The sequence below is a fragment of the Streptomyces sp. NPDC051064 genome, assembly GCF_044455985.1.
Classification (GTDB): Bacteria; Actinomycetota; Actinomycetes; order Streptomycetales; family Streptomycetaceae; genus Streptomyces.
The window spans coordinates 1,319,783-1,336,543 of sequence record NZ_JBITFK010000001.1; the positions used below are offsets into that span (position 1 = coordinate 1,319,783).

Here is a 16,761-nt window from a genome sequence, read left to right on the forward strand (position 1 = left end):
ACGCGGGCCGAGCACCCGAGCCCGCGAGCAACCGCTTCGGCTCAAAGCTGAGACGCGATACGCGCAGAGCCTACCCGGGCCCGGCCTCACAGCGCCGGCCCGAGAGGCATCACCCCCAGAGCACCACCCCAAGCAGGGCGTCACTACAGGGGCGGACGGCTGCGCAATCGACAGCGTATTCGAACGAACGCTCCAATCTGTTCTGCTTTGCTCATCTGGCAGCTCAGTAGCCGCAGCAGGGGGCCGGGCGGCTGGCTCTCCAGCTCAGGCAGGAACCAGAGGTGACGCCTGGAAGGGCCCATACGGAAGCGCTCGGCAGCAGCCCATCAGGCAGGAGCACCCAAGTCTCCGTAGCCAGTCCTGGGGTGAGGGCGCAAACCGGCACCGTCAGCCTCACTGACTCCCAGCGGCCGTTCCTCTCCTGGTCTGTGGGAACGGTCGAGTGGAGCCACCCTCGGTCCACTGTGGCCACACTCGCCGCGTTCCCGTCACTGTCGACTAGAACTGCGGCCAGACACCAATCGGCATCCGCCGCCATGACTTCGTACTCATGGCGCGTCAGGTGAACGACCAGACGGGTCGGGTCTGTGGTGGCCTTGACCTCGATGTGAGCACGCTCAGGCACGGATCCGGCAGCCTCTATGTCGTACCCGTAAGCATCTGACTCCGCAGCCACGTGCCTGACGTGCGGCACTCCGCCCTGGCGCAAGACCCGGAGCAGCGCCTGCTCGCCAGCCGCTCCGACTGCCCTCTTTGCGTCTTCAGCAGCCTGATTCCACAGCACACGAGGAACTTCGTCGGCTGTTACGTCTTCCCACAACTCGCCATCACTTACCTCCACCACCGGCTGACCTGCCGCAGTCACCATGCCCGTACGTCTGAGCCACGCGAATCCTTCGGCATACTGTGCCGGCGTGAGATCCGCGTACCGCGGATGGTTCGTGAGGAGCACCCGCACCCGCGGCACCCCAGCCACCCGCAACTCGCTCAGCCAGCGAAGCGCCGCGCGGCGCGTTGACTCAGTGGCCAGCGACGGCATCGACGTGATTCAGCAACGCGCGGACATCCGCCATATCCATACCCGCCGCTCCGGACGGCTCATCCTCGAGATCGCCCAACTGCTGTACAGACGGGTCATCGAGGATCCGCCCCATGAATTCGAGCTTCTCCTCAAGCCTCATCGCCACCACTTCATCAATCGTGCCCTCGACCGCGAGCACGGTGACGCGGGTCTGAGTATCAGGCGCCAGTCCGAGCCGGTGAATACGGTCCAGACTCTGAAGGAATCGGCCCGCCATGAAGTCACGATCGACGTACACGGCGTCATGGCAGACATGGTGCAGACTGATTCCTTCCCCAAGGGTGGCGGGGTTGGACAAGAGGACGTGGCAGTCAGGATCCTCGCGAAAGCGCCTGATCTGCTCCTCCCGGTCAGGAGTGCCACCGTGCACTACGGCGGGCTGATACGCCGCGAACAGGCTCTCCATCGTCGTGATACTGCGCACGAAGGTCGTCCAGACCAGGGTCTTCCGACCCATCGCGGCATTCGTCGCGACGATATTCAGGGCCTCTTTGTACTTGGGAGAAAGTTCGTGCGCCGGAAGGTTCCCCATGAGTGCGTACAGTGATTCACCCTGAGGTACTTCGAGCGGCGGGACCTGGTAAGTCAGCGGCTCATATCGGCTTCCGCCCTCAATAAGCAATGCCGGACTGGTGGCTGCCATGAGAAGGCGAAGCATCGCCTTGCCCAGGGCGTCAAAGTCATCACGCGAGGCCTCCGCCCTCGTGGTGAATCGCCCCACCAGGGCGTCGTACACCTCACGATGCAGCTCCGGCATTTTCAGGCGCCGGATGCGTGTCTCGAACGGGGGCAGCCCCAGCTCCTTCTTCGTCGTCCGCGTGAACAACGGCCTCAGTACGGAGCTTGCGTAGGCGAGATCACCACCTGCAACAGCTTGGGTGACCACTCTCCGGCCATGCCCCGGCCAGACAAACGACAGCAGGTTCTCCAGATCCCGAGCGCCGTTCGGCGCCGGAGTCCCCGTGAGAATGAGACGTCGCCGGGTCAGCGGTCCAAGGGCCATACAGGCACTTCCGTACTTTCCCCGAGCACCGAGCTTCATCCGATGCGCTTCATCAAGAATGATCATGGAAGGCGCACCCCTGAGCCAGGTCGCCAGCGATGCCAGCGACCTGTCGAGACGTTCGTAGTTGACAACCAGGATCTCGGCCCGGCCTTCGGGGGTCTTTCCCATGACGGCTGTCCGCGGAGGCTCCTTAAAGCACAGCTCGCTCTCAGTGAGCCACGCTTCGTAGGCGGATTTCGGGCTGACAACCAACAGTCGGCGGACTTCGCCCCGTTCACGCATGGCTGCGTACACCGCCAGCCCGACCCGGGTCTTTCCAGCTCCAGGAACACTGAAGTTAGCCCCGTGCTGCAGTGACAACAGCCGGCCGATGTCCCGGCGCTGGAACTCCGTGAGGTCGGCACGCCATGTCGGCCCGAGCGCCGACTCCACAGCGCTGGCACCCCACGCCGTGTCTGAGCGAGGTGTCTGAAGTTGCTGCTCAGCTTGATCGGCATCATCGAGCACCTCTCCGACCAGGGCACTCAACTCATCCGCCCAGACAACGGACTCGGGGTGCGGCCAGTCGGCGAGGACGTCGATACCTACCAGGAAGTCATCGAGAGTCAGCTCAAGGGCGAGACGGTCGCGCAGCCCGCCTCCGGGGAATCTGGCTGCGAGCCGGTTCAGATCGCTGCGGCACTGCTCGCTCGCGCGCAGCACAGCTTTGGTCCGCGTGACATCAAAGCCGATATGCAAGGACGATTCCACAGTTGTCACGGTCACGCCTGCCCCTGCCGTACCGCGTCACGCAGCCACTCGACGCCCTCGCCAGGTACTTCGATGGTCTGCGTGGTGGCCTGGGCCAGCTTCCTCAGGGTGGCCTTCAACTTGAGGACAGCCTCGTCCAGGGCCTCCTCGTCCAAGCTGCGGGAAGCGCTCGCAAGCACCATGTCAGTGATGCACTGTTCGATGTCCTGGCAGGCGTCGTTGAGGCGATCGGGGGCGGCCTGCTTGCGCTTGCGGACACGGGCGTCCTTGCCGGCAGGCTCAAGTGCGGCCTCGACAGCCTTGTGCGCCACTTCGAAGACAGAGGTAGCCGCATCAAGCTGAGCCGAAGGCACCTTCTCCTGCGCCCGGACCACCGCCTTCGCGCGAAGCACCGAGTCAGTGAAGGCACGAGCCGCAGCCACTTGGGGCACGTCTCCCTTGACCGCACGGTTAATACCAGGGATCACCCGCGCGGGGGCCGCAGCAGGAGCCGTCTTCAGTTCGTCAGGCAGCCGGTGCTCCAAGTAGCGGTTTCGGAAATCGGCTTCAATGAGACGGACGTCAGTCTTGGAGAAGTTCATCACGATGGCGGCAAGGCGGTTCTCCTTGAGCAGCTCCGCCTTCTGCGCATCAGCCTTCGACTCCTTGGCGTAGGCGCGGTGCACCTCCCGAAGCCTCTCCTGTGCGTCCTCGAAGTCCAGTAGCCGCAACTGCACATCGCCGGTCGAAGACCTGTCGCTCAGATCCCGGAGGCAGGAGAGCACCCAGAGGTCCTGTACCGCTGTCGATTCCCTGATGCGGAAGTCTCGAGCGACCTCCTTCAGCGGGCGGCCCGATTCCACCTGCTCGTCGATCGTGAGGAGTCTATTGATGTACGAATAGGGCCGTCGGGTGTCGTGGCGGAGCTGAAGGGAGAGTTCGACCCTGTTGATGTCCGCCCAGGTGCAGGAGTCCGGCAGCACAGCCACCCGGATGTTCTCTACGCCCAGCTCGCGCAGGGCCGCCGCCCTGGTGTTGCCGTTGACCAGGATCCCTTCACGGGTGATGAGCCCCGGCTCGTTCTGCTTGAAGTCCGCAAGGCTCTCCTTCAGCGCGTCGAAATCCTTGTCCCTCTTCGACGGGTCAGAGGGTTCCGCCTGGAGCAGATACTGAAGGTAGCTTTGACTGTCCTCATTCCAAGGGTCCTCATCGAGCCGGCGGTCGAGCTGCGGGTCGTAGCTGCGCTGCGCCCTGATCCGATGTGTCCCCGGGTTGTAGTAGAGCGAGTTCACCGGCATGTCGATAACCTGGACGACCAGCGGATTCGTACGCCACTCAATCGTCAGGGTCTCCTGAAGTCCGGTGCCGACAGCTACGTCGTTGAGACGCTCCTCCACGACATCCCGGTTCTTGGCGGCGTACGGCGGCAAGCCGAAGTCTCCGTCGTTCTTGATCACAGCTCGTTCTCCTCTGGCTGGTGCAAGTTCTGGCTGGGCTCATGGGTGGGGCTGCTGCCGGCAGCAGCCCCACCACAGCTCTACGGATGGAACTCAGGCGGGGGGGAGGCCAAGGGACTCGCGGACCTTGTCACGCGCCTCCGCCGGCAGCGTGCGGAAGTCTGCCCACAGCCGCTCCACGATGCTGAACTCACGCTCGTCAGCCGAAACCCAGTCCTTGAGGGTCTGCAGCTGCAGACCGCCGAGCTTCTGAACTCCTTCGAGCACGTCAGCGAGGTCCGCTTCCAGAGTGCGGCCGCCGACGCGGCAGCGATTGCATTCCGCGATGTGCTGCACCGACGAGGTGCCGCTGGGCAGCTTCACCGTCCGGCGGGCAATGTCGATCTGGGCGGTCTCGAAGGTTCCGGGATAGGTCTGTCCAGGCGTGATTCCGCATGACCGGCAGCGGTTGCCGTCACGGGTCAGAACCGCCCGCCGCTGAGTGTCCGTAATGGCCGAACTGCTCTTGGTGGCCTTGCCCGGCTCCCAGACAGGCTGCCCCGCCGCGACAAACCGCTGCTCGTGCTGGCCCAGGCTCGCGTCCTCGCGGTGGGTATCGATCTTCCACCCGTAGTCGCGCAGGTCACGCACCCTGCGATCGGCCTGGCTGATGCCGGGGAAGGCGGCCTTGACCTCCTCCTTGGTGAAGGTGCCTCCCTCCTTCACGACAGTCAGCAGCCACAGCGCGGCCCTCTTCATCGTGCCGAGCTTCTCGTTCTCCCACGACGGCAAAGTCATCCACAGCCCCCAGCTACGTCAGATACACGGCAGTCCCGAATGCCAGTCCTCTGGCACCCCTCGCTGACTCCGCCACTCTCGCGGCTTGACGACCCATCACGCCAGACTCTGCAAGCTTTCGAGGGGTTATGGAAAACATCCATACGCTGCTGAAATCTGCCCGTGTCGTACACAATTGGTGATCAACGCTGTCCTGACGATGAACGGAAGCCGTGCGTGACGCCGAAGCCGAGGACATGGAAAGAGCTGCCGCCTGGCATCACCGCCGCGCACAGGGCGTTAGTGACGGCACTGCGCGAGATCCGGGAGTGCAGCACTCGAACGCAGGCCGACATCGCCAGGGACGCTCACCAGGAGCCAACCACCCTCTCCAACCATCTGAACGCTGGCCGCATCCCCGAGGAATCGCTCCTGCGTGACTTCTACGCTGTCGTGGCAAAGGACGCCTCGGGCAGCGGCCCACTGCCGCACACCCTGGAGTTTCTTCTTGATCTCCGCATTCACGCCAAGAAGAAGCACTGCGCATGCTGCTCCGTCGGCTATCCGGCCACGAGCGAAAGCACCCAGACGGAACCACCACAGCAGCCGGCTTCGCGCAGTGGCAGGAACCCCGATCTAGTGCGGGCGCGGCACCTTCGCCGAGGTGCCCGGCGGCACACATTTCCGGGCCCCCGGGAACGCACCGGGGTGCCGGTCCCCCGAGGGGAGGGGGACCGGCACCCCGCAGACTCCGCGGAGCTCACCTGGTCCGAGACTGGAGTGGTGGCCCGATACCTTGCCGATGGCCAGAAACGGGACGCTGGCTTTCTGCTCTGGCAGGCAGGCACGTCCTACTCGGCCGCGGAAATCGTCGTGGCCGTCAGCTCCTGCCGCACGGCCGGGCTGCACGATGCCGCCGAGGCAATACTGATCAATGTTGCAGAACGGGCAGACAGGCAGGCTGTCTTGAACATCGCGGCAGCGCTAAATCAGGCCGGCCGGCACGACGACGTCGCGTTCATGCTCACTGCGGCGATGCGGGCCGTGAGCTAGGCCATTTCCTGCGGTCAGTGACCGGTCAGTGATGTGATGGCTGCATGCGACGTGAGGGCTGTGTGACCAGGAACCACATAGAGGTGTGGCATGAACGAGCCCTGCCCACAGCTCCGGGACGCGCCACGGTCTGGGCGGTGTTGCATGGCTCTCTCCTGCCACTCCTGGTCTGGGCTGGCGTCGCGTGCTTCGCCTACTTCGTCTATGACCCAGTCGTGGCGGTGGCCCTAGGTGGGCTCTTCGTCTTGTCGTTCATCGTGGGATTCGGCCTCCGTCGCCGGGCCAGGCACTCTCTCCGCTGCAGTGTCTACGGCGCGATGGGCGGTGTGCTCGACAAGTCCATGGCTGGGTTCTGAGGCGTTGCGGCAGAGGCGGTCCGTCCTACAGCGGCGGCAACGAGGTAGAGCACGGGCCAAGGTCACCGGGTAAACCTGCGCACGCTTCTGCCCTCAGAGGTGCGAGCCGGCCGCAAGTACCGTGAAGGCTGACCAAGCTCGCGGAGAGACCGTCAGCGCGTCCTGCTGCGTGTCCTTCGAATCTCGGACCAGCACGGCCCCGGGGCCGAAGGCGATCTCGACACAGTTGTCGCCGCCACCGCCGCTGTAACTGCTCTTGAACCAGGCCAGTTCTACGGTGCTCATTACTCTCCTCGCATCTGTTCCAGCAGGCCGGTCGTGTCCTGATGGCTCAGGGCTTGTGAGCGCATCTTGCCATAGCGCTGAAGCATGTAACTTGCCGCTTTCGCGTCAGTGATGAGCATGCTAGTGCCGTGGCCTTCGACGTAGCCGGCCCATCGGTGATCAGCGGTTTCCGCGAGGTACATCTCCCCTTCGAATCCGGCGTGGTCCTCCTGTACGAGGGGCATCACCTGGATTTCCACGTTGCGGTAACGCCCCACGAGGAGCAGGTGATCGAGGAGCGCCGTCGTCACCCGGGCTCCACCCAGGCGCCTCTCCAGCAAGGCTTGTTCGATGATGAAGCTGAAGGAGGTGTTCGGCCGGTCGATGAGCAGTTGCTGTCGGGCCAGTCGCGCCGCCACCTGGCGCTCAGACTGCTCCTGCGTGAGTGGGGGCAAGTGGCGTTCGAAGAGTGCGTGGATGTACGGCTCAGGCTGCAGAAGGCCAGGGATGACCCGGCACTCGTAGGCGTACAGCGAGGCCGTGTCCTCCTCGACCGCCGCCCACTGCAGGAACCACGACGCCAGCCCCGCCTTCCGCGTCAGGCTCCTGGCCGCCGCCTCCAGCACCCGCGCCGCCGCAGCCCCCAGCACCTCCTCCGAGCGCTCCAGCAAGTCCCTCGGCGGGAATCGCTTGCCCTGCTCGATCTTGGCGATGTACGCCGCCGAGTACTGCACCCGAGGCGCGAACTGCTTCTGCGTCAGGTGCGCTTCGTCGCGCAGCGCCTTGAGTACGGCCCCGAACGTCTTGAGACTGTCCGACGACTCCGGCTCGCCACACTGTCCCCCGCCCCCGTTGTCCGAAGCCATGCCCGGCCACCTTTCCCCTGCGCTGCGCCCGCTGGTGGGCCACGAGCCAGGGTTACGTACAGTGACCCTCCCAGTCCAGCGCGTGAACCAGTACAAGCCGATCTGTATTGGCGCCGTGCCTGCCGCGAGGGTCCACCTCCGCACCAGGCTGGGGCCCATGCCAGCCCCTCGCGCCTTTTCCCCCGCCACCACGCGCCTGTTCGTGCAGCGCTTCTCCGCCACCCGACGCGGAGCCCGCCTCGCACGATTGCTTGCCGGACTGCAGTTGGTCGAGTGGGGGCACCCTCGCGGTGCGGACGACCACGACACGGTCACAATCGTCGTTGCCGAGCTCGCCGCGAACGCCGTGTTGCACGGCCGCGTACCCGGCAGGGACTTCGCCCTGCTGCTCCGTTACGACGATGGCCAGGGCGTCATCCGTATCGAGGTATCCGACACCCACTCGGCCCGCCCCGCCCTCGTCGTGCCTGCCTCCGACGAGGACCACGGCCGTGGGCTGATCCTCGTCGACGCCCTCGCCACCCGTTGGGGCGTTCATGACCGCGTGGGCCCTGGCAAGACGGTCTGGGCGGAGTGCGCCCTGTCCACGGGGGCCGGAAGCCCCGCGTAGACGGCGGGTACGGGTTGGTCAGGGTGTCCGCTCCTGGCCGCCGCCGCTGGGTGCGTGGCTCAGGTCCACCACGCAGAAGATGTTGCCGTCCGGGTCGGCGAGCACGACGAAGTCGGGGTCCGGCGGGTACATGTCCCAGGCGACCGCCTGCGCGCCGAGGCCGATCAGGCGCTGCACCTCCGCCTCTTGTTCCTCCGCCGTGTCCGTGAAGAGGTCCAGGTGGATACGGGGGCGCGGCTCGGCGGGGGAAGCGCTCTGCATCAGGCCGAGGGCCCGGCCCGAGCCGTCTGCGTACAGGAGCGTCCGCCATGTGTCGCTCGCCCACTCCTCGGCGACGACCAGGTTCAGCGCCTCGGTCCAGAAGGCCACTGCGCGGGGGATGTCCGTGACACCGATGACAGGGATTCCGAGTTTCAGCATGGGACGAGACTAGGACCTGGCACGTAAATGATCTCTGTGCTCTGTTCACGAGTAGTTCTGGCTCAGGTGCGCGATCCGCGCCCTACGAGTGACAACTGAACCGGAAGTCCCTGTCCTGGCGCGCCTTTTGACATGACCGGATGATCTCGCACTTCGAAGCGGACCCGCCGGTGAGTCGCGCAGCCCGGTGACGGGGCACCCTCCCCCTTCAGCTGCCGCTCAGCGGCGAGCCCCACGCGGATTCGTGCCGGGGTCTTCCCCTGAGGTGGGCCAGCAGTCGCCCCGCCGTGTCGGAGGCGGTGTCCTGCGGCGCTCCAGCCGAAACCAGGGCGGCGCCGAGCCTCGCCGGCGCCGTCTCCGGCACCTCCAGGTCGTCGAGGAGCGGGAGGGTCAGCAGAAGGCGGGCGGCGGCGTCCTCGACTCCTTCGGCCCCGGGGGACGGGCTGTCGGCCATACGGACCAGGTCCTGCCACGCCAGCCCGGCCCCCGAGAACTCTCCTTCCCAGCTGCCGATCCGCCGCGCGTAGCTCCGGCCCGGGTGGGTGAGGAGATAGTCGATGCCGTAGTCGTCGACGAGGTTGCGGTAGATCACCACGGCTCCGGGACCGTCTGCGGCAGGTATGCGGAACACCGGCCACCGTTCGGGGTCGAACAGGGTCTCGGACATGGCATCCGTATCAGCGCCGTCGTCGCCGAACCACTCCGGAGAAGGAGGCCCGGCGCTCGTCCCCTCACCGCACATCGCCAGGAGGTGGTTCGACCAGAAGCCCCGGCGGGCCAGCAGCGGTTCCCCCGCGACCAGCGGAGCGTCATATCCCTTGATCAGCACCCCGCAAGCCTGTCACCGGCCACTGACACAGCCCGGCCAGGGATCCGCCGCGCCCTCGCCGCCCAGGCACGGGACAGCGCTCAGGTCGCCGCCGCGAACGCGTCGACGCCCGTGAGGCCGGCCGACAGCGCCCACAGGCGGGCGGCCTGCTCGGGGTCGGTCGCGTGCGCGTGCACGCCTCCTTCCGCGCCGTCACGGGCCGGCTCGGCGATGTCGCAGTCCTCGCAGTACACGCCGCCCATGTCCGCCAGTTGGGGCGAGGTCGCCGCCCATACCTGCGTCGCCGCGCCCTGCTGGGGCGTCTTGAAGGTGGGGTCGGTCGGGTTGCCGTTCTCGTCGATCCATCCCGCGTCGACCATGTCCGCCTTCGCGAGGTGGCGCTGCAGCGGGGTGAGGATGCTGCCCGGGTGCAGCGCGAACGCCCTGACTCCGGCGTCGCGGCCGAGTGCGTCGAGCTGCACGGCGAACAGCACGTTCGCCGCCTTCGCCTGTCCGTACGCACGCCATCTGTCGTAACCCCGCTCGAACTGCACGTCGTCCCAGTGCATTCCGGCACCGTGGGCGCCGGAGGACACCGCGACCACACGCGCGCCACCACGGGCGATCGCCGGCCAGAGTTGGTTGATCAGCGCGTAGTGGCCGAGGTGGTTGGTGGCGAACTGCGCCTCCCATCCGGGGCCTACCCGCGTCTCGGGGCAGGCCATGACGCCGGCGTTGTTGATCACGATGTCGACCTCACGCCCCGAGGCCAGGAACCGCTCGGCGAACCCGCGGACGCTTTCGAGGTCGGAGAGGTCGAGGTCCTCGGTCTCGACGCCGTCGATGCCCTCGACCGCAGCCTCGGCGGCCGCCCGTCGCCGGGCGGGGACCACGACGCGGGCTCCGGCACCCGCCAGGGCGCGGGTCGTCTCCAGGCCGAGTCCCGAGTAGCCACCGGTGACGATCGCGGTGCTGCCGGACAGGTCGATCCCGCTCAGGACGTCGTCCGCGGTGCTCCGGGCGTGGAAGCCCGATCCGATCTTGCGCTGAGGTGTGGTCATGGCCGGGACGCTAGGTGCTGGACCGCACTCCAAGTCAAGCCCCGATCACGGAGCGTCCGGAACGAATGCCGGGTGAACGCGTCCGTCCCGGACCCCTGGTGCGGGACGGACGCGTACGGCGGCTCAGTCGCAGAGCAGCGCCCACGAGTTGTCGGGACGCCAGGTCTTCTCACCCGAGGACGCCCCCTTCCAGCTGAACGTCGCCACCACACCGAAGCTCGACGTCGGCCACCTGCACGGGTCGACGGTGGTGGTGCCGGCCAGGTCCTCGGTGTCCTTCCAGCCGTCGCCGTCCGCCGCGGTGCGCAGCGTCACCCAGCCGCTGCCGCTGAAGCGCTGGAGCTTCACGTCGGTGACCTTGACCTGGTAGCTGCCGCCGCCCGCGACGTCGGTGATCTTCGCCCGCGCCCGGTAGGTGTCGGCCGTCTCGTCCCACCAGACGGCGGCGCAGCGCTTGACCTGGGTGCCGTAGCACTCCCAGGCGCTCTCCGCGGATGCCGACGACGGAGTGAGGACGATCGACGCGCCGAGCGACGCGGCGACCAACGCGCCTGTCGTACCGAACCGGCCCACACGCTTGAACCTCATGAAACCCCCTCATGATTCACCAGTGAGCTTTTTCAGCGGTGCCGCTCCAGGGTGAGGACGGCCTTGGCGATTGACGTCATGCGGTTCGGGCTACAGCGGGCGCGACGGAAGATTCGCCAGGATTTCAGGCGGGCGACTCCTCGTTCGACGGGTACGCGAGCGGCGGTGACTCGGGATCAACAGGGCTCCTGAGCCGGTGAGTTGGGACGTGGAACACCTCCCTCAACGGCACGGGAGCCTTTCCGTTGCGCACAACCCGGCCGTCACCCTTCCGGGGGCGCAGCCTGAAAACCCTCAGTATCTGCCGGTGGCAGTACGCCTCCGGCTGCCCACCCCGGCCGCGCAGCCAGCCCGGCACCGGCAGCAGCGGCCGGACCACGGCCCACTCCGCGTCCGTCATGTCCGAGGGATAACGCCGAACGCGTTCCGGGTGATCGGCCGCGTCTCCGAACCGGTGAGCGGCACAATCACACGTCGCTGCAGCCGAGTTGAACTCCACCAGCGTGGGCACATAGAACTGCGGTAACAGGGTCCCCTGGATCTCGGTTGGCTTCGCAACCCCGAGCTACCAAGAGGCCCTGCCTTCACGCCGCGACCAGCTGCGATCACCCGATCGAGACTCCCGTTCGACGCCCACCCCTCAAGATGACAACAGCTACTCAGAGGGGAACCGGTCCCCCGGAGTCGGAGGCCGAGTTGTCCTGGACGATGCAACGGGTTTCCCGCTTGATCTGGCCCAGCGGCAGGTCGATCCCATCTCCGCGGTGCCCGCAGGCCTGGTTCTGACGGCCGTTCTGGGCGGTGTTCTTCTCGATGCCGACCACCTGGCCAGCGTCGGCGGAGGCGGGGCCGCGATGCACGGCGGCGGGGCCGGAGCCGTGGGAGTGGTCGGCGGCGATGCAGGTGGTGTGCTTACGGATGGTGCCCAGCACGTTGAGGGTGACCGTGTTGGAGGAGTTGCCGCAGTTCAGGTTCTGCTTGCCGGTCTGCGCGGTGTTGACCTGCTGCCCGGCCGAGGTGCCGCCCAGCGCCTTGGAGCCGCCGACGTACCCGCCGTGGCCGTGGTCCTGGCCGTCACCACGGTCGACGGCAGCGCAGGTGGTCTCCTCGTTGATGGTGCCCGCGACGTTCACGGTGATCAGGTCCGCGGAGTTGCCGCAGTTCAGGTTCTGCTTGCCGGTCTGGGCGGTGTTGACCTGAGGCCCGAGGACGGTGCCGCCGACCGCCTGGGCGCCGTCGAGGTGGCGGCTGTGGCGGTGAGTGTGGCCGTCGGTGTCCACGCAGTCCTTCTCCCGGTGCGTCGTTTTCGCAACGTTGAGGCGGATCAGGTGGGCGGAGTTGCCGCAGTTCAGGTTCTGCTCGCCGTCCTGGTCGGTGTTCGCCTGCCCGCTGAGCGGGATCGTGCCCAGCCCGTCGGCGAAGGCGCTCATGCCACCCGTGGATACCAGCGCACCGGCGGCCAGCACCACGGCCGCTGCCCTGCGTACCTTGTGCACGGTCGCGTTGGGAGCCGCGTGCCGTCCCTGTCCCATGGCCTGTGTCTCCTGCCGTCGAGTCGAACCGCCCCGCCCGCGGGGGCGGCGAACGCCGTCACGGTCGACAACGCCCGTCCGGGGCGAAAGGTAACGGTATGCCGGAAATGGCCGCGTCCCTGCCCGGAGAGCCGGGCAGGGACGTTGAACCGTGCCGGAGCCGCGGACCCACGGACGGGGACGCGGAGGGTTACCGGTAGACGGAGTCGATGTTCTTCGACTCGTCCACGGCCACGCACTCGGTTCGGGTGCGGGAGCCGGTAGCGGTCAAGGTCAGGCCGTTGGGGTTGCCGCAGGCGTTGTTCTGCCGGCCGTCCTGCGCGGTGTTCTGCTGGAACAGGTCCGCCACGCCGTTCCCGCCGGTGGCCTCGGCGCCGCCGCTGGACTCGGCGGTGCCCACGTTCACGGAGCGGTCCACCGTCGCACACCGGGACTCCGCCCGGCCCCCTGTCAGGGTGATGTCGACGTCGTTGGGGTTGTCGCAGGCGTTGTTCTGCCGGCCCTCCTGCGCGGTGTTCTGCTGGAGCACGCCGCTGGCCGTACTGGTGCCGCCGCTGGCATCGGCGCCCCCTCCCTTGACCACGCTGCCCTTATTGAGGGAACCGTCCTCGTTGGCGCAGTGCCCCTGGGCCCGAGCCCCGGTGAGGCCGATGCCGGCGAGGTTGGGGTTGTCGCAGGCGTTGTTCTGCCGCCCCTCCTGCGCGGTGTTCTGCTGGACAGCGGCAAAGCCCAGGCTGTTGCCGCCGGTGGCATCGGCACCGCCGCCCTTGACCACAGTGTCCTTGTTGACGGAACCGTCCCGGTCCGTGCAGCGGTGTTCCGTCCGGCCCCCGGTCACCTCGATGCCGATGTCGTTGGGGTTGGAGCAGGCGTTGTTCTGCCGCCCCTCCTGCGCGGTGTTCTGCTGAAACATGTTGCTGACCGGGCTGTTGCCGCCGGTGGCATCGGCGCCGCCACCCTTGACCACGGTGCCCATATTCAAGGAACCGTCCTCACTGGCGCAGCCGTCCTCCGCCCGACCCCCGGTCAAGGTGACGGACGTGGCGTTGGGGTTGGCGCAGGCGTTGTTCTGCCGCCCCTCCTGCGCGGTGTTCTGCTGTGCACTGTGGCCAAGGGCGTTGCCGCCGGTGGCATCGGCACCCCCGCCCTTGACCAGGGTGCCCACATTGGCGGAGCGGTCCACCGTCGCACACCGGGCCTCTGCCCGGCCCCCGGCCAGAGTGACCGTCGTGTCGTTGGGGTTGGCGCAGGTGTTGTTCTGCCGCCCCTCCTGCGCGGTGTTCTGCTGAAAGCCACTGGCCCCGCCGCCGGTGGCGTCGGCGCCCCCGCCCTTCACCAGGCTGTGCCGGTTGAAGGAGGCATCGCCGGTCACACAGCGAGCCTCCCCCCGGCTCCCCGTCAACGCCGTCGGAAACGAAGACACGGTATTGGGGTGAGAGCAGTTGTTGTTCTGCCGGTGAGTCTGGGCGGTGTTCTGCTGGAACACGCTGCCCAGCACGCCGCCGGTGGCGGTGGCGCCACTGTCACCGCCGTCGCCGCCAGGGCCGTCGGCGAAGGCAAGGCCGGAGCCGGCGGAGGCCAAGCCCCCCACCGCCAGAGCCACCAGCGCGACCTTCCTGATCTTCTGCACTCGCACGATATTCCTCCCGGACCGACCGACAGTGAGCCTGCTCACCGCCTGCCCCAACGCGCCCTGGCCTTCCTGGACATGGCCACGGCCGACGTTGCACCCGAACGGCCCACCAAGCCTGGACCCACCGACGGCAGGTCTTTCGGCGTTGCCGCTCAAGGGTGAGGACGGCTTTGGCGATGACGGTCATACGGTTGGGGCTGATGCGGGATCTGCGGAAGATCTGCCAAGACTTCAGTCGTGCTATGCCGCGTTCGACGGGGCTCGTGCTTGGGCGAGGGCGCGGTTGAGGGTGCGTTGGGTGGGGGTGAGCTCACCTCCGGGCGGGCGTTTGAGGCCGGTGGTGACCCAGGGGCCGGCGCCTGTGTAGGCGCGGTCGGCGAGGATCGGGACACTCTGGCGTTCGCAGATCCGAATGTTGCGCTGGGTGCGGGCGGCGGTCAGGTCGTGGGTGCGGTGCGGCAGGGCGGGCGAGATCCACAGCACTTTCCCGGCGGGATCGGTGACGACCTGGATGTTGACGCCGTGGCGGCGGTGCTTGGCGGAGTAGTCGCCTCGGCTGTCGCCGACCCGGTCGCACTCGGCGAGCGTGCCGTCGAGGAGGACGAAGTCCGGTTCGTGCTCGCGCAGCGTCTTCAACAGGCTGGGTGCGCGGTCGGCGAGCAGGCCGGTGACGGCGGTGACGTAGGGCGTGGGCGGTGCCCACGGATATGCCGAAGCCGGCCGCGATGCGGGCAAGGGTGTCGTGGCGGCGCAGGTACACGAGTGCGACGAGCGCACGCCGGAGCGGCGGGAGCTTGCACCGCCAGTCACCCTCGCGGGGTGACGATGAGCATCGTGACCCACTCGACCAGAGCGTGAGGCAGGTCAAGTGCGGCAGGATACGGAACCAACAGGGCTCCTGTACTGCTGAGTTGAGACGTCGAACACCTCTCTCAACGGCACGGGAGCCCTGTCCGTTGCGTACACCCACCGCATGACCCCCCCAGCGTCACTCGATCGGTGGCCACGTTGAAAGGCTCAGTGATTCCGGGGGACCATATCCAGCAGGTGTTGGTAACTGTCGCGACGTGCGGAGCGGTTGCTCTGCTGTGACAAAGTCAGAATTCCGTTTCCCCGTTGCCCGCAATTCTTTTCCCGGACGGCCAGACGCTCGGGCGGCTGGTCGGTGGGAGGTTGAGGACACGTACGGGTCCGGTTTCGGGGGGTCCGGCTGTCCGTAACTTCCCAGCGACCAGCTGAACGCTACTTCTCCTCCGCGGGCTCCTGATCGTGGGAGAGCGCGCGTGCCGGGCCGGAGGCCTTCGCGTGGCGGGTGCCGATGGCCGGGGCGAGGAAGACGGCCACAGCGACGAACGCGAGGACGACGACCATGGCGGACCGCAGCCCGTAGTGGTCTCCGAGGAAGCCGAGCCCGGGAGGCCCGACGAGGAAGGCGACGTAGCCGATCATCGCGACGAGGCTGACCCGGGCCGCCGGGTCGGGTCCCGAGTCACCCGCCGCCGAGAGGGCGACGGGGAAGCCGAGCGAGGCGCCCAGGCCCCAGAAGAGGACGGCCGCGCCGGCCAGGACGGGCGAGTCGGCGAAGATGACGAGGGTGAGCCCGAGGGCGGCGGACAGTGCGCTGGCCCGGACGACGGGGGCGCGGCCGAAGCGGTCGATAAGGAAGGTGCCGCAGAAGCGGCCGAGCGTCATCGCGGCGGCGAAGCCCGCGTAGACGGCCGATCCCAGGGCGGGGTCGACGCCGTGGCCGTCGACCATGAGCAGGGGCAGCCAGTCGTTGGCGGCACCCTCGGCCAGCGCCATCGCGAGGATGATGCCGCCGATCAGCAGCAGGCGGCGGTCCTTCCAGACCGCGGGGCGGGCCGGTGTGGTGCCGCCCTCGGGCCGCCGGGCCTTGCTGGTCCTGCCGACGCCGGCGGGGATCGAACGGATGGCGTACGCGCACATCCCGGCCGTGATCACGGCCATGCCGCCCAGATGCCACTGCACCGGGAAGCCGACGGCGGTGCACAGGATGCCGAGCGAGGCTCCCACGACGGTGCCGAGGCTGAAGAAGCCGTGCAGGGTGGGCAGCACGGTGCGGCGGGTGATCTGTTCGACCTCCGCGCCGTCGACGTTGACGGCCACCTCTCCGCCGCCCATCCCGGCTCCGAAGAGGAACAGCCCGGCGGTGACGGTGGGGGCGGAGGAGAACAGGGCGCCGAAGCCGATGGCCACGGCGCCGGCGATGATCAGCACGGTCCCCACGCCCATGACGGGCCGGGTTCCGAAGCGTGCGACCAGCGGCCCGGAGGTGAGGATGCCGAGCATGGAGCCGACGGACAGGCCGAAGAGGACGAGCCCCATCTCCGTGGTCGACGCCCCCAGTTGGTCCCTGATGTCGGGTGTCCGCGTCACCCAGGAGGAGATCGACAGGCCGGGTATGAGGAAGAAGAGGAACAGTGCCGCCCGTCGGCGGCGTGTGGCCAGGTCCATCAGTGACGCGCTCTTTCAGGAGTGCACGGCCGGGCGGACGCCGCCCCCCGGATGAGTATGTACAAA

Annotated in this window: 15 protein-coding genes and 3 pseudogenes; 2 read left to right on the forward strand and 16 right to left on the reverse strand. The window is 67.5% G+C overall.

Going from position 1 to position 16,761, the window contains the following annotated elements:
* Window positions 1–223 precede the first annotated feature (223 nt).
* The 4 genes from ACIBCU_RS06080 to ACIBCU_RS06095 all read right to left on the reverse strand — a co-directional run bounded on the left by ACIBCU_RS06080 (window position 224) and on the right by ACIBCU_RS06095 (window position 5,050).
* Window positions 224–1,039 (reverse strand): protein NO VEIN domain-containing protein, encoded by an 816-nt coding sequence (locus tag ACIBCU_RS06080; RefSeq protein ID WP_399229577.1) that lies wholly within the window; start codon window positions 1,037–1,039, stop codon window positions 224–226.
* A complete protein-coding gene (locus ACIBCU_RS06085) occupies window positions 1,020–2,846 on the reverse strand; it encodes a DEAD/DEAH box helicase (RefSeq protein ID WP_399229746.1) in 1,827 nt (608 codons plus the stop codon). The genes ACIBCU_RS06080 and ACIBCU_RS06085 overlap by 20 nt, the downstream gene beginning before the upstream one ends.
* Window positions 2,847–2,848: 2 nt before the next feature.
* Window positions 2,849–4,273: a transcriptional regulator gene (locus ACIBCU_RS06090; RefSeq protein ID WP_399229579.1), complete on the reverse strand. Its 1,425-nt coding sequence runs from the start codon at window positions 4,271–4,273 to the stop codon at window positions 2,849–2,851.
* A 93-nt stretch (window positions 4,274–4,366) separates the two neighbouring features.
* A complete protein-coding gene (locus ACIBCU_RS06095; RefSeq protein WP_399229581.1) occupies window positions 4,367–5,050 on the reverse strand; it encodes a hypothetical protein in 684 nt (227 codons plus the stop codon).
* Between the two features lie 216 nt (window positions 5,051–5,266).
* Between ACIBCU_RS06095 and ACIBCU_RS06100 the strand changes: the two genes are divergently transcribed.
* Complete coding sequence (locus tag ACIBCU_RS06100; RefSeq protein ID WP_399229583.1) at window positions 5,267–6,082, forward strand: hypothetical protein; 816 nt, start codon at window positions 5,267–5,269, stop codon at window positions 6,080–6,082.
* A gap of 449 nt (window positions 6,083–6,531) precedes the next feature.
* Here the strand turns inward: ACIBCU_RS06100 and ACIBCU_RS06105 are convergent, their stop codons facing one another.
* Window positions 6,532–6,723 (reverse strand): DUF397 domain-containing protein, encoded by a 192-nt coding sequence (locus ACIBCU_RS06105; RefSeq protein ID WP_399229585.1) that lies wholly within the window; start codon window positions 6,721–6,723, stop codon window positions 6,532–6,534.
* On the reverse strand, window positions 6,723–7,568 hold the full coding sequence (locus ACIBCU_RS06110) for a helix-turn-helix domain-containing protein (RefSeq protein WP_399229587.1): 846 nt from the start codon (window positions 7,566–7,568) through the stop codon (window positions 6,723–6,725). The genes ACIBCU_RS06105 and ACIBCU_RS06110 overlap by 1 nt, the downstream gene beginning before the upstream one ends.
* A gap of 157 nt (window positions 7,569–7,725) precedes the next feature.
* On the opposite strand from ACIBCU_RS06110, the gene ACIBCU_RS06115 reads away from it, so the two are divergent.
* Window positions 7,726–8,178: an ATP-binding protein gene (locus ACIBCU_RS06115; RefSeq protein WP_399229589.1), complete on the forward strand. Its 453-nt coding sequence runs from the start codon at window positions 7,726–7,728 to the stop codon at window positions 8,176–8,178.
* 18 nt (window positions 8,179–8,196) lie between these two features.
* On the opposite strand, the gene ACIBCU_RS06120 is transcribed toward ACIBCU_RS06115, so the two are convergent.
* From ACIBCU_RS06120 to ACIBCU_RS06165, 10 genes and pseudogenes are all read right to left on the reverse strand, one after another.
* The gene (locus ACIBCU_RS06120; RefSeq protein ID WP_399229591.1) at window positions 8,197–8,598 is read right to left on the reverse strand and encodes a VOC family protein; all 402 of its coding nucleotides are present in this window, start codon (window positions 8,596–8,598) and stop codon (window positions 8,197–8,199) included.
* Between the two features lie 208 nt (window positions 8,599–8,806).
* Window positions 8,807–9,427 (reverse strand): hypothetical protein, encoded by a 621-nt coding sequence (locus ACIBCU_RS06125; protein ID WP_399229593.1) that lies wholly within the window; start codon window positions 9,425–9,427, stop codon window positions 8,807–8,809.
* An 80-nt stretch (window positions 9,428–9,507) separates the two neighbouring features.
* On the reverse strand, window positions 9,508–10,467 hold the full coding sequence (locus ACIBCU_RS06130) for an SDR family NAD(P)-dependent oxidoreductase (RefSeq protein WP_399229595.1): 960 nt from the start codon (window positions 10,465–10,467) through the stop codon (window positions 9,508–9,510).
* Window positions 10,468–10,590: 123 nt separating this feature from the next.
* Complete coding sequence (locus ACIBCU_RS06135) at window positions 10,591–11,055, reverse strand: hypothetical protein (RefSeq protein WP_399229597.1); 465 nt, start codon at window positions 11,053–11,055, stop codon at window positions 10,591–10,593.
* 32 nt (window positions 11,056–11,087) lie between these two features.
* Window positions 11,088–11,225, reverse strand: a pseudogene (locus ACIBCU_RS06140) (IS5/IS1182 family transposase); the annotation flags it as partial.
* A 152-nt stretch (window positions 11,226–11,377) separates the two neighbouring features.
* A pseudogene (locus ACIBCU_RS06145) lies at window positions 11,378–11,566 on the reverse strand (transposase); the annotation flags it as partial.
* A 148-nt stretch (window positions 11,567–11,714) separates the two neighbouring features.
* Window positions 11,715–12,587 (reverse strand): hypothetical protein, encoded by an 873-nt coding sequence (locus ACIBCU_RS06150; RefSeq protein ID WP_399229599.1) that lies wholly within the window; start codon window positions 12,585–12,587, stop codon window positions 11,715–11,717.
* 190 nt (window positions 12,588–12,777) lie between these two features.
* Window positions 12,778–14,217, reverse strand: a complete 1,440-nt coding sequence (locus ACIBCU_RS06155; protein ID WP_362926899.1) for a hypothetical protein — start codon at window positions 14,215–14,217, stop codon at window positions 12,778–12,780.
* A gap of 145 nt (window positions 14,218–14,362) precedes the next feature.
* Window positions 14,363–15,110 (reverse strand): annotated as a pseudogene (locus ACIBCU_RS06160) (transposase family protein); the annotation flags it as partial.
* Window positions 15,111–15,462: 352 nt separating this feature from the next.
* Window positions 15,463–16,695, reverse strand: coding sequence for an MFS transporter (locus tag ACIBCU_RS06165; protein WP_399229601.1), 1,233 nt, complete (start codon window positions 16,693–16,695; stop codon window positions 15,463–15,465).
* Window positions 16,696–16,761: the final 66 nt, after the last annotated feature.